Raw genomic sequence first — 25,227 nt, 5'->3', positions numbered from 1 at the left:
CTTCGGCGCACCCGCCACCGCCTCGGCGTCGGGTGCGCGGCACCGGGTGAGGCGCTCAGTCGGCCCGCCCGAAGCAGGTCATCGCCCCGGGCGCCGGGCGGGTGGCGAACTCCTGGTAGCCGAGCTGCGGGGCGGTGGCGCGGGCGTACTGGTTGCCGTTGTAGACGCAGATGGTGCCGACGTCCAGGCGGTCCAGTGCCGGCGTCAACTCCGCCGGCGACGGGCTGGCCGTGCCGTCGGCGAACTCGGCGAGCAGCAGCCGGTCCTTGGCGAACTGGGAGGTGAGGTCGTACTCGACGAGGTAGAAGTCGCGGGGCAGGACGACCCGGACCTCGCTGGTGACGATCGGCACCGTCCGCATGATCGTCTTCGGTGCGAGCAGCATGCCCTGCGGGCGGTCCAGTCCCTTGATCCAGAAGGCGATCGCCTGCCGCTGCTGCGGGAGCTTCCAGGTGGGGCGCGAGTGCGTGTCGACCCAGCTCTTCGGCGACCACATCGGGGTGGCGAACAGCGCGAACGAGGCGACCAGCAGCACCGCGATCCCGCCGGCCGCCGCGCGGTGGAGAGCCGGCCTCGGTGTCGGCACGCGCACGGTGCTGAGCAGACCGATGAGCGTCGGCAGGGCGAGCAGCCACGGTACGCGCCAGAGCACCACCGAGATGCCACTCAACGCGCTCATCACCTCCAGCACGCCGGGCACGAACATCACGCTCAACGCCAGCGTGGCGCCGGCGGCGAGCAGTGCGGGCGTACGCCGTCGGGCCAGCAGCGGGCCACACCACAGGGCCAGGCCGCTGATCACGCCCACCACCCCGAACAGCAGCGTCCGCCGGTAGGTGTAGGCCGCGTCGAAGAAGGCGTCGTCCGCACCTTCGGCGGTCATCCCGCCGAGCAGCAGGCGGGAGACCACGAGCGAGCCGATCGGGTACGCGAGGGCGGCGACGGCCGCGACGAGGGCGGCCTTCCACCGGCCGACCAGCAGCATGGCGAAGCCGGCGGCGCCCACGAGCATCGGCAGGATGATCGCCGCGGTGTTGGTGAGGCCGATCGCGGTGATCGAGAGCGCCACGATGAGCACCAGGCTGCGCCGCGACCGGGTGTCGAACCATTCGGTCAGGTAGAGCCACGTCAGCGGAATGACCGCCGAGACGAACATGCCCTTGCCCTCGTGCAGCCGCAGGAGGTGGAACGTGCCGAGCGCGGCGTCCGCGCCGGCGACGAGGTAGAGGTACGCGATGGCCACGGTGAAGGCGAGCATCGGACGGCGCGGGGCCCACCGGTGCGTCAACCGCCAGAGCGCCAGCGCCGCGAGCACCGCCATGATCGGCAGCAGCACGTACCAGAGGGCCGAGCTGGCGTGGATGCCGACGACGTTGGCGAACGCGCCGTCGAAGACCTCGATCGACGGGATCGGCGGCTGCGAGCCCATCGCTGGCAGCACGTTCTCGGAGAACAGGAAGTCGTTGAGCGGGACCAGGTCACGCTCGGCGATCCAGACCGACTTGCCGACGTAGTAGACGTCGTCGGGGGTGTTGCGGGCCAGGAAGAACGAGGAGATCCCGACCAGCCCCGAGATGACGAGCGCGTACGCCGACTGCACCGCGGTCGGCGCCGGGGCGACGGTGCTGGACACCGGGTCACTCAGCCAGGCCCGGCGCAGCAGCAGCATCCCGCCGATCGCCGCGAGCAGGCCGGTCACCGCCGGGATCCACCACCAGACGGTGACTTTGGGCCCGGCGACAACACCGGCGGTGACGGCAGCCACGGCGGCGGCGACCAGCACCCCGATCAGCAGGCGGCGGTCGACGGCGGGCCGCGCGCCGCTCGGCTCGGCCGGTGCGCTGTCGGCCGACGCGGCCGGCTCGTCGCGCACGGCCGGGGTGCCGGCGAGCCGGCGGCGGGCGCGCAGCAGGGCCACGACCGCGAGCACCGCGCAGGCCACCAGCCAGATCCGGAAGGTCACCGACGGGCGCAGGTCACCCAGGAAGGCCAGGTGGTAGATCACTGTGAAGAGCGCGAACGCCAGCACGGCACCATCGGTGAGCAGCGCCGGGGCGACGGCCACCAGCGCGCGCACCCGGGACGTCGCCGTGCGGCGGCCGACCGGACGCGGTGCCGGCTCCGGGGGTGTCGGGTCCGAATCGGCGGGCGCTACGGCGATGCTGTCGACGTTGGCCACGGGCGTCCTTACTCGTCAGACGGATGCGGGGTCGGCGCGGTGCTGGCCGGGTGACAGGGGGCAGCGTAGCGGAATCGGACAGCGGGACCGCCGCTGCGGGCGACGGAGTGTCGGAGCCTGGTCAACCCGATATCGGGGCTGCTCGGGGGCGGGGTAGGGCGCTGTCGGCGCCGAGCCCGGCGGCCACGGATTCGACGAGGTTGTCGAGGTAGCTGTCGGTGAGCGGGAGACGGGCGATGGCCAGCCGCCAGTAGAGCGGGCCCACGATGAGGTCGATCGCCGCGTCCGGGTCGGTGTCGGTGGGCAGTTCGCCGCGCCGCACGGCGCGGGCGACCAGGCGACCGCCGATCTCCTGCTGCCGGGCGTGCAACACCTGGCGCAGGGTCGCGTCGATGCTGGGGTTGCGGGCCGCCTCGGCCAGCAGGTCCGGGATGATCTGCGACGCCAGCGGGTGGCGCAGCGCGTGCGCCACCGCCTGGAACAGCAGCGCGAGGTCGCCGCGCAGGGTGCCGGTGTCCAGTGCCGGCAGCTTGCCGTGCGCCGCCGCGGCGACGATCTCCAGCACCAGGTCGAGCTTGGAGTTCCACCGTCGGTAGATCGCCGTCTTGCTGACGCCGGCACGCCGAGCCACCGCCTCGATGGAGAGCCGGCCGTAGCCGACCGCGGCCAGCTCCTGCGTCAGCGCGCGCCGGATGGCCGTGGTGATCTCGTCACGGAGCACTGCCGCGCCGGCCGGGGCACGCCTCTTCTCGGTCGTCACCAGGGACTCTTATCGCAGCTCACGGGGCCTACAGTAGCGCAACGACGGTACGGTTGCGTCCCGACGTGTTTCGGACTACTGTCCTCGCAGCGACGAGGCGGCGCCCCGCGCACATCTCCCACTAGGATTCCATCGTCGTGAGCCACCCGTCTGCACGAAAGATCGGAGCGCCATTTCCATGGCCACCACCGCGCTGGTCGACCCCGACACGGGCCTGACCCAGGCGCAGCTGGCCGCTCGGCACGGGCTACGGGTCGCCGGTGAGCGACCGACCCTCGTCGAGTACAGCCGCCAATTGTGGGCCTACCGGCACTTCATCGCCGCGTACGCCAACGCCAAGCTGGTCGCCTCGTACAGCAATGCCAAGCTGGGCCAGCTCTGGCAGGTGCTCACCCCGCTGACCAACGCGGCGGTCTACTACCTGATCTTCGGGGTGGTGCTGGCACAGAACGACATGCCGAACTACATCGCCTACCTCACCACCGGGCTGTTCATCTTCAACTTCACCCAGAGCGCGGTCCTGGCCGGCACCCAGGCGATCAGCAGCAACCTGGGTCTGATCCGGGCGCTGCACTTCCCCCGGGCCAGCCTGCCGCTGTCCACCACGTTGACGCAGTTCCAGCAACTGCTGGCGTCGATGGTGGTGCTGATCGGCATCGTGCTGGTCACCGGGGAGCCGATCACGCTGGAGTGGCTGCTGCTGGTGCCGGCCCTGTTCCTCCAGGCGGTGTTCAACGCCGGCGTCGTGCTCGTGGTGGCCCGGTTGGGCAGCAAGTCGAGCGACCTGAAGCAGGTCATGCCGTTCATCATGCGCACCTGGATGTACGGCTCCGGCGTCCTCTACAGCGTCAGCCTCTTCGAGCAGCTGCCGAGCTGGGCGACGACGCTGGTGCAGTACAACCCGCTGCTCGTCTACATCGAGCTCGCGCGGTACACGCTGCTGGAGGAGGCACCGCTGCTCAACGAGTCGCCGGCCCAGCTCTGGCTGGTCGGCGGCGGGTGGGCACTGCTCGCCGGCCTGGGCGGTTTCATCTACTTCTGGCGCGGCGAACAGGAGTACGGCCGTGGTTGAGCACTTCGAGGCCCCCACCGAGGCGAGCGCGACGATGACCGCGTCGCAGGAGCGCATCCCGACCGTGGTGGTCGACGACGCGCACATCATCTACCGGGTGCACCAGGGCGCCGCCGGTGGCACCACGCCGGTGGCCGCGCTGCGCCGGCTGGTCAAGCGCACCCACGCACCGAACATCCGGGAGGTGCACGCGGTCAAGGGCATCTCCTTCACCGCGTACCGGGGCGAGGCGATCGGGCTGATCGGCAGCAACGGCTCCGGCAAGTCCACCATCCTGCGGGCCATCGCCGGCCTGCTGCCGGTCAACCGGGGCGCGATCCACACCCAGGGGCAACCGTCGCTGCTGGGCGTGAACGCCGCCCTGCTCAACGACCTCTCCGGCGAGCGCAACGTCACCCTCGGCTGCCTGGCCATGGGCATGCACCCGGACGACGTGGCCAAACAGGCCGCCGAGATCATCGAGTTCTCCGGGATCAACGAGCGGGGCGACTTCGCCAGCCTGCCGATGCGGACGTACTCGTCCGGCATGGCGGCCCGGCTGCGGTTCTCCATCGCCGCCGCGAAGAAGCACGACGTGCTGCTCATCGACGAGGCGCTCGCCACCGGCGACAAGGGCTTCCGCAAGCGCAGCGAGCAGCGGGTCCGCGAGCTGCGGGAGGGCGCGGGCACTGTGTTCCTCGTCAGCCACCAGCTCTCCTCGGTCCGCGACACCTGCGAACGAACGATCTGGCTGGAATCGGGCGTCCTGCGGATGGACGGGCCCACCGACGAGGTCATCCGGGCCTACGAGGCGTACGCGAACAGCAAGTAGGCAGCCGGCATCGACACGGCACCACGGACCGCGTCGCCCGCGTTGGGGCGGCGCGGTCCGCGCGTTAAGGTTCATCCCGTCGCCGCTCGGGCGGAACCTTCCGTTAACGCATCCGAAGAGAGTGAGGATCCGGCAATGACGCAGGACCAGACCACTGGCCCGGACGCCGTGGCGGAGACCCCGACGCCGTGGCGGCCCTCGCGGACGGTGGCCGTGGTCCTGGCCGGAGGCACCGGGACGCGACTGGGCCTCGGCATCCCGAAGCAACTGCTGAAGATCGCCGGCAAGCCGATCATCGAGCACACCCTGGCGGTCTTCGAGGCGGCACCAGAGATCGACGAGATCATCGTGCTGATGGCGACCGGCCACGTCGACGACGCCCGGCAGATCGTCGAGAAGGCCGGCCTGCGCAAGGTCACCAAGGTGATCGAGGGTGGTGACACCCGCAACGCCACCACCCGGATCGCACTTGACGCGGTCGGCCCGGCGGACTGCAACATCCTCTTCCACGACGCGGTACGCCCGCTGCTCAGTGGCCGGATCGTGCGCGAGTGCGTCAACGCGCTGTGGACCTACGACGCCGTGGACGTGGCCATCCCGTCCGCCGACACGATCATCCAGGTGGACGACAACGACTGCATCACCGACATCCCGGTGCGCTCCCGGCTGCGACGCGGGCAGACCCCGCAGGCGTTCCGCTCGCCGACCATCCGCGAGGCGTACCGGATCGCCGAGGACGACCCCGACTTCGCCGCCACCGACGACTGCGGTGTGGTCCTGCGGTACCTGCCCGGCACCCCGATCAAGGTGATCGACGGCTCCGACGAGAACATCAAGGTCACCCACCCGGTCGACGTGCACCTGGCGGACAAGCTCTTCCAGCTCGCCGCCGCGCAGGCACCCCGGCTGACCGACCACCGCAGCTACTCGGAGGAGCTGACCGGCCGCACCATCGTGGTGTTCGGCGGCAGCTACGGCATCGGCCACGAGCTGGCCGAGCTGGCCCGGCGCTACGGCGCACAGGTCTTCCCGTTCAGCCGGTCCAGCACCGGCACCCACGTGGAGCGGGCCGCCGACGTCGAGGCCGCGCTGACCAGCGCCTTCGAGGCCACCGGCCGGATCGACCACGTGGTGGTCACCGCCGGGGTCCTGGAGAAGGGCGCCCTCGCCGAGATGGACGAGGAAACCATGGACCGGGTGCTCCAGGTCAACTTCGTCGGCCCGGTGACCATCGCCCGGCAGGCCCTGCCCTACCTCCAGCAGACCAAGGGCCAACTACTGCTCTACACGTCCAGCTCCTACACCCGGGGGCGGGCCCGCTACGCGCTGTACTCGGCAACCAAGGCCGCGCTCGTCAACCTGACCCAGGCGCTCGCCGACGAGTGGGCCGACGTCGGCGTCCGCGTCAACTGCATCAACCCGGAGCGGACCGCCACGCCGATGCGTACGCGGGCCTTCGGCGAGGAGCCGGAGCACACCCTGCTCGCCGCGGAGGCCGTCGCCCAGTCGTCACTGGACGTGCTGATCTCCGATCTGACCGGCCAGGTCATCGACGTACGCCGGGCACCCGGCGACGGGTCCGCGCCGAGCCTGCCGGCCCAGACCGGGCCGAGTCTCCTCGAGGCGCCGGCCGGCGCGGCGTCGACGAGCTGACACCGACCGGCGGCGAAACCACGAACGGAGCGACATGCGCGGCGACCTGGTCCGAAAGCTGGCCGCCCGGTGCCTGAGCACCGGGTTGGCGGTGCTGGCCTTTGTCGTGCTGGCGCTCACCGGCGCCACCGGCTGGGGGCTGGCGTTGGCCGTCGCCGCGCTGGCCGCCTCGGCCGCCGAGCAGCGGGTCCGACCCAACGCCGACCTCGTCGCGGAGACGACGCTCATCGCCGCCGCGATCCTGGTCGGCTACTCCCGACGGCTGGACGACGGGCTCAGCCTCACGCTTGTCGCCACCGCCCTGGTCCTGCTGGGGCTGGTGCTGCTGGTGGGGCCCCTGCGTACCGCCGGCAACCTGGAGATCCGCGCGGCCAACCTGCCGGTCCGGGCCTGGACGCCGTTGGTCGCCGACCGGCTCGGCACCATCCTGCTCGGGCTGCTCGCCGTCCTGGCGGTCGCCGCCGCGCTCACCCTGCCGCCCGGTGTGGCGTTGGCCGCGAGCCTGCTGGTCGGCGTCGGCACCGGTGTGGTCGCCCTGGACCTGGCCCGGCGGCGCTTGCGGCCGGGAGCCGGTGGCGGGCCGGTGGCTCGGGCGCTGCGCCGGCACCAGCCGGAGTTCCTGCTCTACTTCTCCGCGCCGCCCGGTTCCGAATACCAGGTCACCATGTGGCTGCCGTACCTGCAACGGATCGGCCGGCCGTTCCTGGTCGTGCTGCGCGAGCCGGAGTTCCTGGCTCCGATCGCCGCGGCCACCGACGCGCCGGTGGTCTACTGCCCCACCCTGCGGGCGATGGACGAGGCGCTCGTGCCGAGCCTGCGGACGGCGTTCTACGTCAACCACGGCGCGAAGAACAGCCACTGCATCCGCTTCACCCAGCTCACCCACGTGCAACTGCACCACGGCGACAGCGACAAGGCGCCGAGCGCCAACCCGGTGTCGGGGATCTTCGACCGGATCTTCGTGGCCGGGCCGGCGGCGATCGACAGGTACGCCCGTGCCGGCGTGCGGATCCCGGCGGACAAGTTCGTTGTGGTGGGCCGCCCACAGGTCGAGTCGATCCAGGTACGCCCGGAGCCGGCTGGGGGGTTGGCGCATCCGACGGTGCTGTACACGCCGACGTGGACCGGGCACCACGCCGACGCTGACTACTGCTCGCTGCCGGTGGCCGAGGGGCTGTTGCGGCGGCTGCTGGAGCGCGGCGCGACAGTGATCCTGCGGGCCCACCCGTACACGGCACAGAACCCGGCCTCGGCCCGCCAGTTGGGCCGGCTGACCGAGTTGCTCGTCGCCGACCGGGCCCGCAGCGGTCGCCAGCACGTGGTTGGTGCGGCGGCCCGCGAGCTGAGCCTGACCGAGTGCGTGAACCGATCGGACGCGCTGGTCTCCGACGTGTCCGGGGTCATCTCGGACTACCTCTACTCCAGCAAGCCGTACGCGGTCACCGACATGGGCGACGAGGGCGACCGGTTCACCGAGCGTTTCCCGCTTGCCGCGTCGGGTTACGTGCTGCGGCGGGATCTGTCCAACCTGGACGGTGTGCTGACCGCACTGCTGGACACCGATCCGCTCGCCGCCGAACGCTGGGCCACCCGCCGACGTTACCTGGGTGACTTCCCCGCCGAGTCGTACGCCGAGGCGTTCCTGACCGCCGCCCGCCGGGAGCTGGCGGCGGCGGAGGACCCGGCGGCCGAGCGTTCGCCGCAGCTCTCCCCCCTCGCCTGACCCGGACTGTCGGGCCCGGCGAGAGGGCTAGCTCAAGCCGAGCCGTTTCCCCGCGTTCAGCTCGATCCGGACGATGCCGGACGTGCCGGACGGCCCCTGCCACTCGGCTGCCGCGAGACCGTCTGCCGACTCGGGGAGCGAGAACTCCCACGGTTGGAGTTCGGTGGAGGCGACGACGAACCGCAGCACCTCCTCGGCGCTCATCATCGTGGCCCCGAGGTGTGCCACGATTCTCCGCCGCCCGTCGGCGAGGGTCTCGCTACTGATCGACTCGATGTCCTCCTCGTCGATCCCGACGACGTCCCGGACGACGGCCGCGGCGTCCGCGACCGGCCCGACGACGTCGACGGTCAGCACGACCCGTACGGCGTCCCGCAACGCCTCCTCGATCGCGTTGGCCAACTCGGCCTCGTCCGGACCGTCCTTCTCCCGGCCCCGCAGCCCCATCTCCCGGGTCTCCACCGGCCGATCAACCGGCCCGGGGTCGAACGGGTCGATGCCGGTCCGCACGTAGAGCGCCTCGACCGTCGGCGCATCGGTGAGCGGCCGGGTCGCCTCCATCGCCGCCACCATCCAGACGCCGAGCGGCGACCTGCGCAGGCGCCCCGTCAGCAATCCGAACTCGGCGGCCAGGGCGTCCACCCCGGTCCCGAATGGAGCCTGCGGTGACACCTCGACCAGGGGCAGCACCAGGAGCAGCGCCAGACCCCAGACGCCGCCCCCGTCGACCGCCACCGGGTGCAGGTCGACGGACCACACGTCCGCCCTCCCGAGCAGTGGAAGGCAGCGGACCAGGGCGGTGTCGAGATCCGGGGCCGTCAGCCGGGCGTGCACCCGGACCACCACGTCGTCGTCGGACGCCGCCACCGGCAGTCGCCTGACCCGGCGCCGGACGGCGAGGACCGATGCGTCGGCGGGCAGCCACTCCGGTGGATCCCACCACTGCTCCGCGGTGTCACCGACCGCGCCGACGGACACGCTCAACGGCGTCACCCCGTCGGTCGTCCGCTCCCGACCGGCGGCGAAACCCATCGGGTAGCCCGCCGCCGATTCCACGACGTCCAGGTCACCACGGCCCCACCGGAAGCGCTCCAGCAGCGGGGCGGCCAGCTGCCGCACCGCCTCCCCGCCGGACGCCGACGGGGCGGCCGGCGTCAGCGTCAGGTCCAGGTTCACCCCGCTGCGGGGGCCGTCGACCTCGGTTCGGGACGCCGTGAGGCTGACCGCGCCGAGCGACGCGACGAGCGGCCGGCAGCGACCTGCCGCGTCGTCGAGTCGGGTGTCGACGACGTTCAGGCTCACGGTGGTGATCAGGGCATGCTCAACAGTGGACATCACCGCGGGATGGTAGACGTCGGGGTGCGGCGCCACCACGGGTTTCGCACCCGCGACGGAGGGGACGTACCCCGGGCCGGCGGAAGAGACGCCGCGGGCGTCGGCCCCTCGTGGGGGACGACGCCCGCGGCGGTCGGTGCGCCTGGGTCAGGCGGAGTAGCCCCGGCTGGTGATCCAGTTGGCCAGGTCGATGGTGGTGATCCAGTACGACGGGTCGGTCGGGTTCGCCGAGTCGGCGATCCGCACGGTGCGACCGTTGTCCTTGTAACCGACGACGGCGACGTAGTGGCCGCCGCCGTAGGAATGCCAGCTGCCGTCGGTGTCGGTGGCGTCGCCGACGACGTTGGCCACCACACCCCGGCCGTCGGTGATGGCCCGGACGACGTCGGCCTGGAGCCGGTCCATCTGCGCCGGGCTGGGCGCGCTGGGGAACATCCGGGTCCGGTACGGGGAACCCTTCACCTCGGCGTTGAGCGCCCGGGTGGTGTCCTCGGCCGAGTTGGTGCCCATCTCGGTGGTGCCCAGTTCGGCCGCGAGTTCCTCCTGGGTGCGGTCGATCCCGGTGGCGCTGAGCGCGTTGCGGGTGGCCGCCGGGCCGCAGTTGTAGTACGTGTTCTGCGCCTCGTACTCGTAGTCGAGGACCTTTGTCGCGGGCGGCTTCGGCCGCGTCGGCTTGCGGGTCAGATCCGGGTTGCTGCTGACCTTGGCGGCGGGCGCCGGGGCGCTGGTGGCCGGGGCGGCGCTGGACGGCGCGGCGCTGGCCAACGGGGAGGCGTCGTCGTGCGAGGTGGTGACGTCGCTGCGCATCTCGGCGACAGTGGTCGCGGTGCGCTGAGCGGCCGGGGCGTCGTCGGCGACGGTGAGCAGGGTGCCGGTGGTGGCGGCGAGCACGAGGGCCGCGGCGGAGGCGGCGACGATCTGGTACGGGCGCTCGGTCGCGATGCGGCGGAGCTGACGCTGCATGGTGTGCTTCACGGGGTCCTCCACGGATCGGGGGGAGAGCGGCACACCGGGGCGCGATCGGCGTCCGGGCAGGCGCCAGCGCGCGGACCGTGGTCCGCGGATGGTGAACCGCTCAGGGGAACGCCCGGCACGGCCGGGCGGGAGAGGCGATGACCCGGGGGGTCAGCTCACCGTCACTGGACGGATGAGCGGGGGCACCGCTGCGCCGTGGAGGCGAGGGAACAGCCGAGGGGTGGAAAGGTGCTGCACGAGTTTGGAACTCCTTCCGACACCGCCTACCGGGTTAGCTGACGGATTCGGGCGGGAAGATCGCCCTACCGCGGGCCGTGGCTCGCGGATTCACCCCGGACTTACTGATGGGTCCCCGGTTCGTTGATCACGATTGAGCGGGTCGGCGCGGCGTCGCCTCTTGCGATCGGTTACCGCACCGGACGGGACGACACTACTGGCCCGTCCGCACCCTGCCAAGCCGTCCTCACCTGCGTAAACCTCAATACGCGCCGCAATTTCTGCGCGTATTGCCGATGACGTGACTCGATGGGACAACCGGTTACGGCGGCGCCTACGGTCGACAACCGGACAGGCCGCCGACAATGCGGCCACAATCCCGGGAAAAATCGAGCCGATCGTGCCGGACGCCCGAATCGCAAATCCCGTGACCGGGCTCACATAACGGATCGGGCTCGAAGGGCACGGGCCGGGCGCCAGCGAGCCACCACGGCGGGCCGGGGCACCCCGCGCACCAACCGGCGGGCGGGTGCCGGGCTCGGCCGCAACCGGGCAACCGCCGTGGCCGCCTCCGCGACGAGGGTACGCGCCGAGGAGGCGGCCAGGTCCGCATCCCGCCAGGCGGCCCGCTCCGCCGTGGCCGCGGCCTGGTAGTCGGCCAGCCTCGCGTCCCGGATCGCCCGGCTGAGCAGGGCCTCCTGCTCGACCGGGTGCCGCCGGGGATCCCAGCCCCGTCGCCCGAAGACGTCACCGAGCTGCGCCATGGTCAGGTCACCCCGCCAGTACGCCGCCGTCGCCGCGCGGTGCAGGTAGCGCTCCCGCGAGGCGTACTCGGCGGGGGTGCGGGGGGTACCCGGGGTGGGTAGCGCCCCGGACCCCGCGAAGCGACGCGCGGCGGTGTCCGCCTTGTCGTAGCGCGCCCAGGCCCGTTCCATCTGGTCCTGAGCCGTCAGCCAGGCATCCCGTCGCCGCCCGGCCGTCCTGGCAGCGCCGGCCGCGGCGACTGCCACCTCCTCGGCGTACCGGTGCCTGTCGACGGTTTCGGCCGCGGCCACCTCGCGGGCGGTCGGGACGGGCGGCGACGGGTCGTCGGCGGGTCGGTCCCGTTCGGGCCGGGCGACAAGCACGGCGAGTACGCCGAGCGCCAGCAGGAACAGGGCCGACCAGATGGCAGCGGCCTGCGGCACCTCGGTTACGAACTGGTAGAAAACGGTTGTCTCCATGGTCGGCACCTCGCGGAGGAAGCAGAGCGGTGGGAGCCCCACCGGCCGCCCGGCCACGGCGGGCCACGGATCGGCAGGGTGCGGAGCTGGTGGGTCGACAGGGCGCGGCGACGGGACGCGTGTCCCGGATGGCTCAGCGCCCGGGTGGGCCCCGGGGCGGCGAGCTGTGCAGACCGTCGACGAGCGGCAGCCGGTCGGACCTGGTCTCGCACACCGGCAGCACGCCGGTCGCGATGGCGCCCTGGGCGCCGGGAAGAGCCGGTTGCGCATCGACCGACCAAGCCGGGAAGACCCCTTCGGCGACACCCGCACGGGCCGCCGGCACCGGGTGCGCGGCATCCTCGGCCGCGGCTCGCCAGGTGGGCTGGCAGGACGTCGCGAGCGAACCGGAGCCGAACTGCGACAGCACCGCGCTCTGGCTCGGCACGGCGCTCAGGCCTGGTAGGGCGCCTGGCGTCGGTGCGGCGGCCGAGGCCGGGCCCGCGCCGAGCGCCAGGGCCGCGACGACGGCGAGGCTGGTCAGCACCCGTGTCGCCCAGCGCGCCACCCACCACAGCGGACAGGTGAACGCGACCGGAAGCACGTCCCCACGCTACCGTCGTGCCGGTGCCTGACGCATCGACCACGGGCGTGTCGGCGCACGCCGCGCCGAGACGCTGACCTGGGTGGACAGTGTCAGCGGGTGTCCGCGTACGTCGATCGACTGTCGGTCTGGTCGGGCCCGCCGGGCTCGGTTCGGGCACCGCCGCCGCCGGTCGCGTCGGCGGCGGCCTGGGTCGCGGCGGTGCGTTGTCCGGGCACGGACACCTGTCGGGCCGGACGGCGCGGTGCGAGCCGGCGCATCATCGGGGTCTCGACGAAGCGGTGCAGCAGCCCGGCGAGGACCAGGTTCACCAGCAGGAAGCCGAGCACCACGGCCGGGCCGCGCCAGCCCTCGAAGCCGGTCCCCCAGTCACCGGTGAAGCGCAGCACGCTCGTCATCACCAGCACGTGGACCAGGTAGAAGGCGAACGAGACCTCGCCGAGCCAGACCAGCGGCCGGGACCGCCACGGCGACCGCCTGCCCCGCACGTCCGCATCGGCGGCGGCGGCGATCACCAGCAGGTACGCGACAGCGAGCAGCGTGGTCCACAGCTCCGCGGGGATCCACTGCGCGGCCACCGCCCAGATGCCCACGAAGATCACACTGGCCCAGGTCAGCCCCGGGCCGCGCCAGAGCCCCCGGCGCATCAGCTCGGCCGCCACCGCGCCCAACCAGAACTCCAGCGACCGTGCCGGGGGGAAGATCTGGGTGAACCACCACCGGCTCACCTCCGGCACCAGGTGCTGGGCCGGCCAGAGCGCGAGGATCAGCAGGGGCAGCGCGACGATCAGCACGACGAGCAGCTTCGGCCGGGCCCGGCGCAGCAACGGCAGCACCAGCGGCAGACAGAGGTAGAAGAAGAACTCGCAGGAGAGCGACCAACTCACCGTGTTGATGCTGTAGAACCAGCCCGGCCGGGGGTCCCAGGCCTGCAACAGCAACACGTTCTCCAACGCTGCCGCCGGCAGGACCGGGTCGGCGAACCACCAGGCGACGAGCACCGTCGCCCCGAACAGCACCAGGTGGTTGGGGTAGATCTTGGCAACCCGTCGCCGCCAGAAGGTGCGCCGGGAGTCGCCCTCGCGAGCCGACCAGACGAGCACGAACCCGCTGAGGATGAAGAAGAACTGCACCCCGGACAGGCCGAGGCTGAACACCTTGTCGACAACGGCCTTGTAGTCCGGCTCGGCGATGATCCGCATGGTGCCGGCGTGGAAACCGAAGACCAGCAACGCGGCGATCCACCGCAGCCCGGTCAGCGAGGGCAGCCGGGCCGGCGCGGGGCCGGGCCGGGCGGTGGACACCGCGTCGGTGCTCGTCATGCGGGGATACCGAGGCTTGGCAGGGTCACCAGCACGTTCGTATCCTCCTCGGCGCGGCGTGGACGGCGCGACGGCGACGCCCGCGACGGCCCGGCAGGGCCGCACCCGGGGCACCCTACCGGGTCACTCCCGGGTGAACCGGACGCGTCCCGCCCATCGCGGGCCTGGTTCCGCCGGTCGTCGTTAACCTTCTGCTGGGCGGGAGTTCAGCGACTCCACCATCGTCGGCCACGCACGGTTCCGGGGCCGGCCACCCGGGTCGTCGAGGGTGGCGGGCGTGGTCAATGAGCCGACGCACGCACCGCTGCTGAGCATCGTCGTGCCCGTCTACGGCGTCGAGGCGTACCTGTACCAGTGCCTTGAGTCGATCCGGGCCGGCATCCCGGCGGGTGAGTCGGACGCGGTCGAGGTGGTCGCGGTCGACGACGCCTCCCCGGACGGCTGCGGCGACATGCTCCGCTCGTACGCCGCCGGCCACGACGGTGTCCGTGTCGTGCACCTGGGCAGCAACGTGGGTCTGGGCCTGGCCCGCAACGCCGGGCTGGACGTGGCCGCCGGCCGGTACGTCTGGTTCGTCGACAGCGACGACTGGTTGCCCGCCGGCACTATCGCCGCGGTGCTGGACCGGCTGCGCCAGCACCAGCCCGACGTGCTGATGCTCGACCACCTGCGGGTGCACGAGGACGGCCGGCGGGAGGTCGACGCGAGCAGTCACCTGCTGCGCGGCATTCCCGGCGTGACCCGTCTGGCCGACCAGCCGCGGCTGCTGCGGGTGCAGCACACCGCCTGGAACAAGGTGGTCCGCCGGGACTTCCTGGACCAGTTGGAGCTGCGGTTCTTCCCCGGCTGGTACGAGGACATCCCGTTCAGCCACCCGCTGCTGATCGGCGCGGAGAAGATCTCCGTGCTGGACCGGGTCTGCTACCTGTACCGGCAGGGCCGCCACGGCGCGATCACGTCCACCCGCAGTGGCCGGCACTTCGACGCGTTCGCCCAGTACGAGCGCCTGTTGGACTGGGTCGCCCGCAAGCACCCGGACGAGCGGTGGCAGGCCGAACTGTTCCAGTTGATGATCAACCACTACCTGGTGGTGGTGGGCAACGACGACCGGCTGCACCCGCACCTGCGGCGGGACTTCTTCCACCGGGCCGCCGCACACTACCGTCGGTACCTGCCCACCGGCGGCTACCCGCTGCCGTCGGGCGTGACCGGGCTCAAGCACCGCCTCGTCGGGCGCGGCGACTGGCTGGCGTACTCGGCACTTCGCCAGGCCCACCGGGTCGCCGGTCGCCTGCGCCGTGGTGCCCCGGCGGGTGGCGGCGGCACCGCGGCCGGTGCGGTCAGCGCCGACGACGACCCGGGGCGAACGGCGGACGTCGCGACGACACGCGACGACGACACGGTGCCGGATCGGCGTGACGCGTTGGCCGGGGGCCGCCTGCCGTGACAGCGCCCACCACAGACCACGCCGGGAGCCGGGTCGGCTCCCGGCGCACTGGTCCTCCAGGTCGTCCGCCCGCCGGGTGGACGACGACAGCAGCACCACCGCACGCGGGTGCGGGCAACAGTGAGCAGAGGTCGGAATGACGGCGACAATCAAGATCGGACCGCACCTGGTCGGTGCCGGGGAGCGACCGTTCGTGGTCGCCGAGATGTCCGGCAACCACAACGGCGATCTGGACCGGGCGCTGGCCATCGTCGACGCGGTGGCCGAGAGCGGGGCGCACGCCCTGAAGCTCCAGACGTATCGGCCGGACACCATCACCATCGACGTCGACACCCCGGCGTTCCGGATCTCCAGCGGGCACGAGTTGTGGGGCGGGGAGAACCTCTACCGCCTCTACGAGCGGGCGCACACCCCGTACGAGTGGCACGCCCCGATCTTCGAACGGGCCCGCGAGCGTGGCCTGACCGTCTTCTCGTCACCGTTCGACGCGACGGCGGTGGAGCTGCTGGAGTCGCTGGACGCGCCCGCGTACAAGATCGCTTCTTCGGAGCTTGTCGACCTGCCGCTGATCCGGCTCGTGGCCAGCACCGGCAAGCCGATGGTGATCTCCACGGGGATGGCGACGGTCGCCGAGATCGACGCCGCGGTGCGCACGGCCCGTGCCGGCGGCGCGGCGGGCATCGTCCTGCTGGCCTGCACCGCGTCCTACCCGGCGCCGCCGGCCGACAGCAACCTGCGCCGGTTGCCGGTGCTGGCCGGTGCGTTCGACGTGCCGGTCGGGCTGTCCGACCACACGCCCGGCATCGGGGTGGCGGTCGCCTCGGTGGCGCTCGGCGCCTGCTTCATCGAGAAGCACGTCACGCTGGACCGGGCCGACGGCGGCGTGGACTCGGACTTCTCGCTGAACCCGGCGGAGCTGACGGCGCTTGTCGCCGAGTCCGAGCGGGCGTACGCGGCGCTGGGTGGCACCGCGATCGGCCCGACCCCGGCCGAACGGGAGGGGCTGCGGTTCCGCCGGTCGCTCTTCGTGGTCGAGGACGTCCGCGCCGGTGACCCGGTGACCTCGCAGAACGTCCGCTCGATCCGACCGGCCGGCGGGCTGCCCCCCGTGGAGATCGACCGGGTGCTGGGCCGCACCTTCGCCACCGACGTCCCGCGCGGCACTCCGCTGAGCTGGGACCTGATCTGACGGTGCGGCTGGCCGGCCGTCATCGGGACGAACTCGCCACCCCACGCAGCCGGCGCACCGCCGACTCCAGGTCCTCGACCACTGATTCGTTGGCGGCGAGCGCGTTGTCGGGATCCGTCAAGAAGGTTGTTATCCCGGCCAGCAGGGCAGCGAGGACCTCCGACATCGGGACGGCGCCCACCAATGCGTTTCCGGCCGTCACGGTCAGCACATCATTCTTTCGCCGGAAGTCCAACGAGAACGACGAGTCGGGACCCACGAACCGGAAGCGCGAGGAATGTCCTTCGGCCATCTCCGAGAGACCGTCCACCAGGTGAACGATGGCCAAGTAGATCATCATTGACCTGCTGGGTCGATGACCGGCCGACGAGACGTCCGCTGAATCCAGGACCAGTCGCAGGTCACCCAGGTCGAACGACGACGCGGCCGCCCCATCGTGGTGCCGTGAGAACTCGAAGCGCACGCTAGACTCCCTGACGGACCGGAAAGATGGTGATAACGCGATTGGCGTCGTCGGAATCGACAATCACCCGCACCCAGTCCCGAACACCGTTAATCTTCATCTTCTTCTCGAAGGTCTGAAGCCGGCGAGCCGGGTCCGAGACTCGGGTTCCCCGTTGGACGATGGTCTCGGCCGCAGCCGTGAGCTGATCGCGCGTCGTCCCGCTTGCGAACAAGTCCCCCGGCCCACTCGGGTGGTTGCCGGAAACATGCCGGGCATCCACGTGGATCCACCCCTCCTTGAGATTTCCGTCTTCCATCCGCGGGGTGGAACGGTGCGGAATCCGGCAGGGGGCAAGACCCAATGGATCAATACGATGAGTCGGGTTGTCGACGTAGGCATGCGGGTCCGGCCCCGCATCAAGACCGAGTGGGTCGGCGGAGAAATACCGGGCAGTGTCCGGATCGTAGTAACGGTGGTAGTTGGAAAAGGCGCCGGTTTCCGGGTCGTGGATCTGGCCAGCGAAGCGCAGGGGACAGTCCGCGCCGGTGGGGCTGGTGTGGGTCGGGATGCCCCAGATGGTGGTTCGTTGCTGCCAGGCGACAGTGCCGTCCGGGCTGATCAGCTCGGTGGGCGTGCCGACAAGGTCGGTCACGATCGCGTAGAAGCGGCGGTCGACCTCGTCCTGATCGCCCTGGCCGTCGGTCTGGCTGATCGGGGTGAATGTGCCGGGGGCGTACTCCCAGGTGCTGGTCCTGTCGCCGGCTGGCCCACCGTGGGTTTGCTCGATCAGACGCGGGCCATCCCACGCGAAGTCGACCTGCTCGACCACACCGCCGTCGGCGTCGAGTCGCTGCTTAGCTACCCGGCGACCGAGCGCGTCGTATCGGTAGCGCCAGCGGGTGCCGTCCGGTGTGGTGACGGTGACCAGCCGGTCCTCGCTGTCCCAGGTGTAGCGCCAGGTCGACGGCTTGGTCGAGCGCTCCTTGCGCTGTCGCAACGTGACCCGGCCAGCGGCGTCGTACTCGTACCGCACGTTCCCGGCCCGCCGGACCAGGGTGCCCGTGTACTCCCGCTCACCCCGAGCCGCGCGGTCGTCCTCTGAACCGGGCCAGGCGGCGCTGGCCACGTTGCCGGCCCCGTCGTAGGCGTACCGCTCGGTCCATTCGTCGGCCTGGACGGCGGTGATTCGGCCGGCCTGGTCGAGCTCCAGCCGGTGCTCGCCGGTGAACTGGTCGGCGATGTCGGTGAGGTAGCCGTCGGCGCGATACCGGTAGGCCCGGTGCGCGACCAGGTCCGGCACCGCGGCTGGCCCCGCTGGACTCGCGGTGAGGATCTGGGAGAGCAGCCGGTGGCTGGCGTCCCAGCTCTGGGTGAGAGCGAGGCTGCCGACCGCGCGTCGGGTCTCCCGGCCGGCCGCGTCGTGGGTGAAGCTGACCGTGGCACCGCCGGTGCGCAACACCACCGGCCGGTGGCCGGCGTCGTACTCCCAGACACTCTCGACCCCGGACGGGGTTCGTCGACACGTCCGTCGGCCGAGCGCGTCGTAGGACGAGGTCACGGTCTGCCCGTCGCGGGTCTCGGCGAGCACCCGGCCGCACGGGTCGCGGTCGAACCGGAGCCCGACCTCGGGTCTGGTGGCATGCAGCAACCGGCCCAGCGGGTCATACCCAAAGGTGGTGATGCCCTCGGCGGTGCGCTTCTCCACGACGTTACCGAGCTGGTCGCGGACCAGTTCGATGCTCTGACCGGCGCCGTTGGTGCGGGCCACCACCTGGCCGGCGGCATCAAGGGTGTACGACTGCGTCCGGCCGTTGAAGTCGGTCTCGGCGATCAGCCGACCCGCCGGGTCGTAGTCGTAGCGCCAAACGAGGCCCTGCGCGTTGGTGACCGAGGTGAGCCGCAACTCGGTGTCGTAACCGAAGGTCAGCCGCGCGCCGTCCGGCCCGGTACGCGCCACCATGAGGTCGAAGTGCCCGATCTCGAACTCGGTGGTCGCGCCGGTCTGGTCGGTGTGGCTGACCAGGTTGCCTTCCGGGTCGTAGGTCCACTCCTCGCTCGCCCCGTCCGGGCCGCGCCGCCAGGCCAGGCGTCCCTCGGCGGTCCAGCCCTGACGAGTGGTGCTCCCGAGTGGGTCGATCACCTCGGCAACGCGTCCGGCCGAGTCCCGTCGGTAGGTCGTCACCGCGCCGGTGGGCTCGGTGACCGAGCTGATCAGCCCGGTCGGGTCGGTGGTCGCCAGCAGGGTGTTGCCGAGGGCGTCGGTCACCTGCGCGAGGTGGCCGACCTCGTCGTAGCGGTAGCGGGTGACCGCGCCGATCGGGTCGGTGACCATTGTCAGGTTGCCGCGCTCGTCGTACTCGCGCCGCCAGAGCGCGCCGTCGACGTCGGTGACCACGACCGGCTGACGCAGCTCGTCGTACGACGCGGACGCCCGCGACCCGTCCGGGCGGGTGACCTCGACCAGGTTGCCGTCGTCATCGTAGGACCAACGAGTCGTGAGCCCCAGCGCATCGGTCTCGGACAGCTTCCGATCGAAAGCATCCCAGGTGAAGGCCGTGACATGGCCCAACGGGTCGGTGACCCGTTCGGTCTGGCCGCGTTCGGTCAGCTCGTAGATCGTGGTGTGGCCGAGCGAGTCGCCCACCGCGGTCGTCCGCGCGACCGGGTCGTAGTGCAGCCGCGCGGACAGATACCCGCCCGAGCCGGTCGCAGCCACACAACGGCCCTGCGCGTCGTAGGTGTAGCAATACTCCTGCTCGTTACGGTCCTGCCAGCGAACCAACCGACCCTCGTCGTCATAGCCGAACCGCAGCGGCAACCCCGACGAGTTGACCACCTCGGCGAGACGGCCGCCCTCGTCGTAGCCGTACCGCACCAAGGTCCGGGCCGCACCGGAAGATTCGGCGTCCAGCAGGCTCAACGCCGCGACCTGACCGTGCAGGGTGTCGACAGCGATCCGATACCCACCACTGTGCCGAACCTCGGCGACCACCCCGTCGGACCAGTCCAGGTCGATCCGATGACCGTTGCGGTCGCTCACCGCCACCAGCGGCAACACCTCGACGGGACCGCCCTCACCCGCCGGCTCAGGCTGGTCCGGCACCGCCCGGAAATGCAGCGCGCGACCGGTCTCAGGCTGGTCGATCCGGTAGCCGTCGGCGGTCGGGGTGAGCGGCCACCGGGGACCCGTCTCCGGCAAGGTATGCGCTCCGACACCGTCCGGGGTCGGGTAGGTGAGGACCATGCCGTCCTCGGCGACGAAACAGACCCCGTCGTCGTCGACCTCGATGCGCTGGTCGAGGGTGGACGCCCAGGACGGCCCGAACCACCGACCCACCCGGTACGACGACACGTGACTACGAGTCAGCACCAGCGGCAACAGGCCGGGCAGCTCGGCGTCGGTCTGGGTGAGCACCACCTCGCCGCTGGCCACGTCGATCGGATCACCCGCGCACTTGCGCAACCCCAGCGGAATGCTCGGCCGCGGCATGCTCGGCAGCGCCGCCCGCGCCTTCGTCAACCCCCGAGCCAGCGCCGGCAACCCCCGCTTGGCCAGAGCCAGAACCGGCCTACCGAGCGCCGCGAGCCGGCCGATGGGCACGACGGTGAGCACCGTGTCGATCAACAGGTTAGTGAGACTGCCCTTACCCGTCGCCGCATAGATCGACGCGTCGATGAGCAGAGCCGCCGCACCAGCGGCAATGGCGATCGGCCCCATGATCGGCGCGAGGATCGGAATGAACGACAACAACCCCGCGACCAAAGAAACGATCTTCAACGCGCCCGACAGCTGCGCCAACAACTCCTGATTGTCGCGGACGAAGTTGGTGAACTGACCCTTCAGATCCCACCACTTCGGATTCTCCTTGAACCGCAGACCCTTGGCGTCATTGACCACCCGCACGCAATCACGCACCGCCGCGGCCAACTCACCCCGCAACGCCCCCGCCTGCGCCACACACTCGTCCCACGCCCGCTGCGCCTGCGACAACGCCGCACCCGCCGCACCCGCATCCGACCGATACGTGTCCGGCTCCGCCGCCGCCTCCGGCGGCCGATCCGCGACCTCCCGCTCATGGCGCTTGTCAGCCTGCTCGGCGCGGTCGGACCGCCCCCGCGCCGCCTGCAACGCCGCCCACAAACCCGGCGCACGCTGCGCCACCGGACGCATCCGATCCTGCAACGACGACAACGACCCCGCGAACGCCACCAACCCGCTCGACACCCGACCGAACGCATCACCGGTCACCCGCAAATGCCCCGGCATCTGGGCATTCAGCCCCTCCCGGAACAGATCCGCCTCCGGCCCCACGAACTGACTCGTATCCAAACCCGAGATCTGGGCTGCCGCCTGCGACGCCGCCGAACCAAAACCCTCCCACCGCCCCGCCGACGACCGAATCGCCGACGGATCACCATCCATCCGAAACAGATGCGCCGGAAACTCAGCCACCGCCCGGACCTCCCCCGTGTCCACGCCAACCAGCCCGCAGCCCTCGCGGCGCCCGACACACGGCAGCTGTCCGCGGGGCACCGACTGACGAAGGGCGAACTCCGCTGAGGTCACCCCACAGCCATTCGAACATAGACATTCGACGAACTGTGACCGATGCTTCAGTCGCAATTCACGCCATCTGAGCAGGCCACACCGAGACCGCCGCACACCGACGCATGGGTAGACAATCCGACACGGGTATCGCGGGATGAGCTGGTTTGAGGGCCGCTGCGTACCTGCCGTTGCGGCCCTCGGCCGCGAGGATCGCGACGAACCACCACAGACCCGCGACCAAGGAGCCGATCTCCAACGCCTTGACAGCGGCGCCGACAACCCCTGATTACCCAGCACAAGGTTGGGCAGGGGGCGGTCCTCCTGTCGCGGCACACCGCCGGCTCCGCGTTCCGACGGCGCGCGGCTGCCCCAGCTGTGGGGCAGCTCTACAGGGTGCCGCGGACACCGAGCCGCGCCAGACACGGCCCGTCTGCTGCGCTGGCACGACGCCGGGCGCGGGGGCGACGCCGACGGTGACCACCAGGTCGGCCACCCGCAGGGTTCGCCATAGCGCTGATCCGTCGGCCGGCGTGCTCAGGCCGTGTCGCCGCCACCAGGCCGCCACCGGCACGTCGGCCAGCTTGCAGCAGCACTCGGCGCGGGTCCACCGCGCCCAGAAGTCCTCCACCCCGAACCGGCGGGCCAGCGCCGGAGGCACCGGGGCGTCCGCGCGTTCCGCGTCGATGGCCACCCGCCAGCCGGGCGTCCGGGGTCCGTACCAGCCGACGCAGCGCCCGTCGTCGAGGTGGCTGCGGGTCACCGCGTCGGTCAGGTCCTCGGGTACACCGATCCGCAGGTGCTGCTCGGCGGCGGCGAGCAGCCCCGGCACCGGGCGGGGGCGGACCAGCCGGTCCGGGTCAGATGGCGGCGGCACCGTCGACCACGATGACCTGGCCGTTGATGTTTGTGTGTTCCCGCAGCAGCATCCGCACCACCGGCGTCACCTCCACCGGCTCGGTCAGGTGACCGGTCGGGGTGCGGCGCACGATCTGGTCGAGCTGGGTCGGGCCGAGCACGGCGGACATCTCCGAGGCGAAGAAGCCGGGCGCGACCGAGTTGACGAGCATCCGGCCACCCAACTCCCGGGCGAGGGAACGGGTGGCGGCGTCCATGCCACCCTTGGTGGCCGAGTACGCGACCAGGCCCGGGAAACCGCGCTGCCCGCAGATCGAGGTGATGTTGACGATCCGCCCGCGCATCCCCTTGGCGAGCATCCGGCGGATCACGAGCCGGGTCAGTTGCAACGGGGCGGTCAGATTGGTCTCGATGATCCGGGCGATGTCCTCGGTGGCGGTGTGCGCGTGCAGGGAGTCCTGCCCCATTGCGGCGTTGTTGACGATGCCGTCGATCGGGCCGAGGCGCTGCTCCACCTCGCGGACGAAGCTCTGCGCGGCACGCAGGTCGGTGACGTCCACCGAGCCGGCGTGTACCCGGTCCGGGTGCTCGGCGGCGAGCTTCTCCAGCTCCGGGGTGATGGTGCGGGCGAACGCGGCCACGCGTACGCCCGCGTCGAGCAGGTCGGTGACGATGGCCAGGCCCAGGCCCCGGGAGCCGCCGGAGACGAGGACCACGGTGCTGGGCGGAACGAGCTGGGTGGCGGCGGGGTCAGACATCGCTCTTCAGGGTCTCCTTGACGGGAATCTCGGTCAGTACGCGGATCCGGCGTGGCACCGCGTGCTCGGGAAGCCGGTCGGCGCACCAGCGGACCAGCGCCGCTTCGTCGGGCACGGTGGTGTCGGCGGGGGTGAGGACCACGTCGGCGACCACCATCCGGCCGAGCACCGGGGCGCGACGGCCGGTCACCCGGGCCCAGGCCACCGCCGGATGCCCGGCCAGCACACCGCGGACCACACCGGCGGAGACCTTGCTGCCGCCGACGTTGATCTCGTCGGAGTCGAGTCGGCCGGTGATCAGCACCCGGTCGTCGCGCACCTGCACCCGGTCTCCGGTGCGGATCGGGCCGGCCAACCCGACCCCGTGGTGTGGGGAGGTGACCACCAGTTCGTCGTCGCGCACGGACAGCGTCGGCCGGCCGGGCGTTTCCCGGCCCAGCCAGTCGACCGGGAACCCGGCCCGCCCATCGTGCACCACAATGGACGCCCCCACCTCGGAGGAGGCGTAGATCCAGGAGATCCGGGCCGTCGGGAAGACCTCCCGGAGCTGGTCCAGGATGGCCTGGTCCACCGGCTCGCCACCGAGGGTGAGCTGGCGCAACGGCACCCGGGCCAGCGCGTCGGCATCGCGGTAGAGGGTGCGTCGCCAGAAGGTGGGGGTGCCGGAGGCGGCGTCCACCCCGTGCGCGGCGGCGATGCTGGGCCAGTCGTCCAGCTCGTCCGGCTCCACCACCACGAGGTGCTGGCCGGGCTGGGTCAGCGACAGGGTGACCACCTGCCACCAGGCGTACGTGCCGGGGGCGTACGGGCAGAGCCAGGTCCGCTCGGGCTGCTCGGCCCGCACTGTGGTCAACGTGTCGAGGGTGTGCCCGACCCGCTTGGGACGGCCCGTCGAGCCCGACGTCAGCAGCCAGAGCCGGCCGGGCTCGGCGGCTCGCGGCCGGGCCGGCAGGCTCGGGTGCAGCCCGTCGTCGTCGAGCACGCCGACGGTGAACCCGGCCTCCAGCAGCTCCGTACGCATCGCCGCGTCGACCCGACTCGCGGTGCTGAGCAGCAACTCGGTGCCGTGCACGGCGTGCTGCCGCGCGGCGGTGAGCGCGTGCACGGCGCGGTGGGCGAGCACGGCGGCCGGGTCGGGCAGCGTCGGCGTGGGCAGTGCGCGCCAGGTCAGCGCGGCACCGCCGACGACGATCCGGTTGTCGGCACCGGCCGGCTCCGGGGGCGCGGGGATGGGGTCACGCGCCGTCGCGACGGTCACTGGTGCTGAAGCTCGACGAGGAAGTCGAGGACGTCTCCGACGGTGGCGATGCGGCGCAGGCCGGGGGCGTCGAAGTTGAGCTCCTCCCCCGTCTCGTCCTCCACCCGCAGGGCCAACTCGGAGAAGTCGAGCGACCGGAAACCAATCTCGCGCAACTGCGCCGCGTCGTCGGTGGGCAGCTCCCTGTCCTGGTTCTTCAGCACCTGAGCCATGAGGTCGCGGATCTGCGCGCGACTCAATTCGTTCATGCGCCGCAGTCTACAACCCGACCAATGCTTATCCGCTTTCCCGGTAGCCCCGGGTAAGGTGCCCCGACCGGACGAGAAGAGCGAGGAAAGCGAGACGCACGTGCTGCGCGAAGCGACGGCGGACGACGTTCACCTGATGTTGTCCTGGCGTAATCAGGAAACCAATCGCCAGGTCAGCAAGACCAGCCACGAGATCACCGCCGAGGAACACACCAGGTGGTGGTCGGCGGTCCGCGGCGATCCGTCCCGGCGGGTGCTGGTGTACGTCCGCGACGACCGGCCCTGTGGCGTGGTCACCTTCTTCGACCTGCGGTTCGACGGCCCCCGCACGGGGGCGTGGGGCTTCTATCTCGACGCCGACGGGCTGGCCGAGCGGGATGACACGCTGCCCGCCTGGCTGGGGGTCATGCGGGAGGCCGTCGAGTACGCGTTCGACGGGTTGCACCTGGACCGACTCGACGGCGAGGTGCTCGGCCACAATACCGTCGTACGACAGATGAACAGGCGTTTCCGATTCGTCGAGGGCACCCCGCGAGAGGAGCTGTCCGACGGCCGGGAAATCACCGTCATCCCGATTTCCCTGGCTCGGGCCGACCGCCGCCAGCGCTGATTGTCGTACCCATTCG

Annotated in this window: 20 protein-coding genes and 1 riboswitch; of the genes, 7 read left to right on the top strand and 13 right to left on the bottom strand. The window is 71.4% G+C overall.

What is annotated here, in order from left to right; translation table 11 throughout:
• Window positions 1–55: 55 nt before the first annotated feature.
• Both AB0A95_RS04040 and AB0A95_RS04035 read right to left on the bottom strand, forming a co-directional pair.
• On the bottom strand, window positions 56–2,179 hold the full coding sequence (locus AB0A95_RS04040) for a DUF6077 domain-containing protein (RefSeq protein WP_357554075.1): 2,124 nt from the start codon (window positions 2,177–2,179) through the stop codon (window positions 56–58).
• A 121-nt stretch (window positions 2,180–2,300) separates the two neighbouring features.
• Window positions 2,301–2,939 carry a TetR/AcrR family transcriptional regulator gene (locus AB0A95_RS04035; RefSeq protein ID WP_357554074.1) on the bottom strand — a complete coding sequence of 213 codons (639 nt, stop codon included), beginning with the start codon at window positions 2,937–2,939 and terminating at the stop codon, window positions 2,301–2,303.
• Between the two features lie 178 nt (window positions 2,940–3,117).
• Between AB0A95_RS04035 and AB0A95_RS04030 the strand changes: the two genes are divergently transcribed.
• From AB0A95_RS04030 to AB0A95_RS04015, 4 genes are all read left to right on the top strand, one after another.
• Window positions 3,118–4,011: an ABC transporter permease gene (locus tag AB0A95_RS04030; protein WP_357554073.1), complete on the top strand. Its 894-nt coding sequence runs from the start codon at window positions 3,118–3,120 to the stop codon at window positions 4,009–4,011.
• Window positions 4,012–4,045: 34 nt separating this feature from the next.
• Window positions 4,046–4,822: an ABC transporter ATP-binding protein gene (locus tag AB0A95_RS04025; protein WP_357554167.1), complete on the top strand. Its 777-nt coding sequence runs from the start codon at window positions 4,046–4,048 to the stop codon at window positions 4,820–4,822.
• Between the two features lie 135 nt (window positions 4,823–4,957).
• Window positions 4,958–6,475: a bifunctional cytidylyltransferase/SDR family oxidoreductase gene (locus AB0A95_RS04020; protein ID WP_357554072.1), complete on the top strand. Its 1,518-nt coding sequence runs from the start codon at window positions 4,958–4,960 to the stop codon at window positions 6,473–6,475.
• A gap of 34 nt (window positions 6,476–6,509) precedes the next feature.
• On the top strand, window positions 6,510–8,198 hold the full coding sequence (locus tag AB0A95_RS04015) for a CDP-glycerol glycerophosphotransferase family protein (protein WP_357554071.1): 1,689 nt from the start codon (window positions 6,510–6,512) through the stop codon (window positions 8,196–8,198).
• Between the two features lie 27 nt (window positions 8,199–8,225).
• Here the strand turns inward: AB0A95_RS04015 and AB0A95_RS04010 are convergent, their stop codons facing one another.
• The 5 genes from AB0A95_RS04010 to AB0A95_RS03990 form a co-directional block, all read right to left on the bottom strand.
• A complete protein-coding gene (locus AB0A95_RS04010; protein ID WP_357554070.1) occupies window positions 8,226–9,536 on the bottom strand; it encodes a hypothetical protein in 1,311 nt (436 codons plus the stop codon).
• 144 nt (window positions 9,537–9,680) lie between these two features.
• Entirely contained in the window at window positions 9,681–10,508 is an 828-nt protein-coding gene (locus AB0A95_RS04005) for a C39 family peptidase (protein ID WP_357554069.1), read from the bottom strand.
• A 245-nt stretch (window positions 10,509–10,753) separates the two neighbouring features.
• A riboswitch (cyclic di-AMP (ydaO/yuaA leader) is annotated at window positions 10,754–10,895 on the bottom strand.
• Between the two features lie 266 nt (window positions 10,896–11,161).
• Window positions 11,162–11,947, bottom strand: a complete 786-nt coding sequence (locus tag AB0A95_RS04000; RefSeq protein WP_357554068.1) for a hypothetical protein — start codon at window positions 11,945–11,947, stop codon at window positions 11,162–11,164.
• A gap of 133 nt (window positions 11,948–12,080) precedes the next feature.
• Window positions 12,081–12,530, bottom strand: coding sequence for a hypothetical protein (locus tag AB0A95_RS03995; protein ID WP_357554067.1), 450 nt, complete (start codon window positions 12,528–12,530; stop codon window positions 12,081–12,083).
• 92 nt (window positions 12,531–12,622) lie between these two features.
• On the bottom strand, window positions 12,623–13,852 hold the full coding sequence (locus AB0A95_RS03990) for an acyltransferase (protein WP_357554066.1): 1,230 nt from the start codon (window positions 13,850–13,852) through the stop codon (window positions 12,623–12,625).
• 277 nt (window positions 13,853–14,129) lie between these two features.
• Between AB0A95_RS03990 and AB0A95_RS03985 the strand changes: the two genes are divergently transcribed.
• Window positions 14,130–15,299, top strand: coding sequence for a glycosyltransferase (locus AB0A95_RS03985; RefSeq protein ID WP_357554065.1), 1,170 nt, complete (start codon window positions 14,130–14,132; stop codon window positions 15,297–15,299).
• 136 nt (window positions 15,300–15,435) lie between these two features.
• Window positions 15,436–16,488, top strand: a complete 1,053-nt coding sequence (pseI, locus tag AB0A95_RS03980; RefSeq protein WP_357554064.1) for a pseudaminic acid synthase — start codon at window positions 15,436–15,438, stop codon at window positions 16,486–16,488.
• 19 nt (window positions 16,489–16,507) lie between these two features.
• On the opposite strand, the gene AB0A95_RS03975 is transcribed toward pseI, so the two are convergent.
• The 6 genes from AB0A95_RS03975 to AB0A95_RS03950 all read right to left on the bottom strand — a co-directional run bounded on the left by AB0A95_RS03975 (window position 16,508) and on the right by AB0A95_RS03950 (window position 24,601).
• Window positions 16,508–16,951, bottom strand: coding sequence for a hypothetical protein (locus AB0A95_RS03975; RefSeq protein WP_357554063.1), 444 nt, complete (start codon window positions 16,949–16,951; stop codon window positions 16,508–16,510).
• 1 nt (window position 16,952) lies between these two features.
• Entirely contained in the window at window positions 16,953–21,557 is a 4,605-nt protein-coding gene (locus tag AB0A95_RS03970; RefSeq protein ID WP_357554062.1) for a DUF6531 domain-containing protein, read from the bottom strand.
• A 211-nt stretch (window positions 21,558–21,768) separates the two neighbouring features.
• Window positions 21,769–22,356: a hypothetical protein gene (locus AB0A95_RS03965; RefSeq protein WP_357554061.1), complete on the bottom strand. Its 588-nt coding sequence runs from the start codon at window positions 22,354–22,356 to the stop codon at window positions 21,769–21,771.
• A complete protein-coding gene (locus AB0A95_RS03960) occupies window positions 22,340–23,095 on the bottom strand; it encodes an SDR family NAD(P)-dependent oxidoreductase (RefSeq protein WP_357554060.1) in 756 nt (251 codons plus the stop codon). Before AB0A95_RS03960 ends, AB0A95_RS03965 begins: the two co-directional genes overlap by 17 nt.
• The gene (locus tag AB0A95_RS03955) at window positions 23,088–24,353 is read right to left on the bottom strand and encodes an AMP-binding protein (protein ID WP_357554059.1); all 1,266 of its coding nucleotides are present in this window, start codon (window positions 24,351–24,353) and stop codon (window positions 23,088–23,090) included. Before AB0A95_RS03955 ends, AB0A95_RS03960 begins: the two co-directional genes overlap by 8 nt.
• Window positions 24,350–24,601, bottom strand: a complete 252-nt coding sequence (locus tag AB0A95_RS03950) for an acyl carrier protein (RefSeq protein WP_357554058.1) — start codon at window positions 24,599–24,601, stop codon at window positions 24,350–24,352. The genes AB0A95_RS03955 and AB0A95_RS03950 overlap by 4 nt, the downstream gene beginning before the upstream one ends.
• Window positions 24,602–24,659: 58 nt before the next feature.
• On the opposite strand from AB0A95_RS03950, the gene AB0A95_RS03945 reads away from it, so the two are divergent.
• Window positions 24,660–25,211: a GNAT family N-acetyltransferase gene (locus AB0A95_RS03945; RefSeq protein ID WP_357554057.1), complete on the top strand. Its 552-nt coding sequence runs from the start codon at window positions 24,660–24,662 to the stop codon at window positions 25,209–25,211.
• Window positions 25,212–25,227 lie beyond the last annotated feature (16 nt).

The organism is Micromonospora sp. NPDC049230 (assembly GCF_040647875.1).
In the GTDB taxonomy this organism is placed as follows: domain Bacteria; phylum Actinomycetota; class Actinomycetes; order Mycobacteriales; family Micromonosporaceae; genus Micromonospora.
The sequence above is the reverse complement of the archived record's forward strand: the minus strand, read 5'-3'. Positions and strand labels throughout refer to the sequence as shown.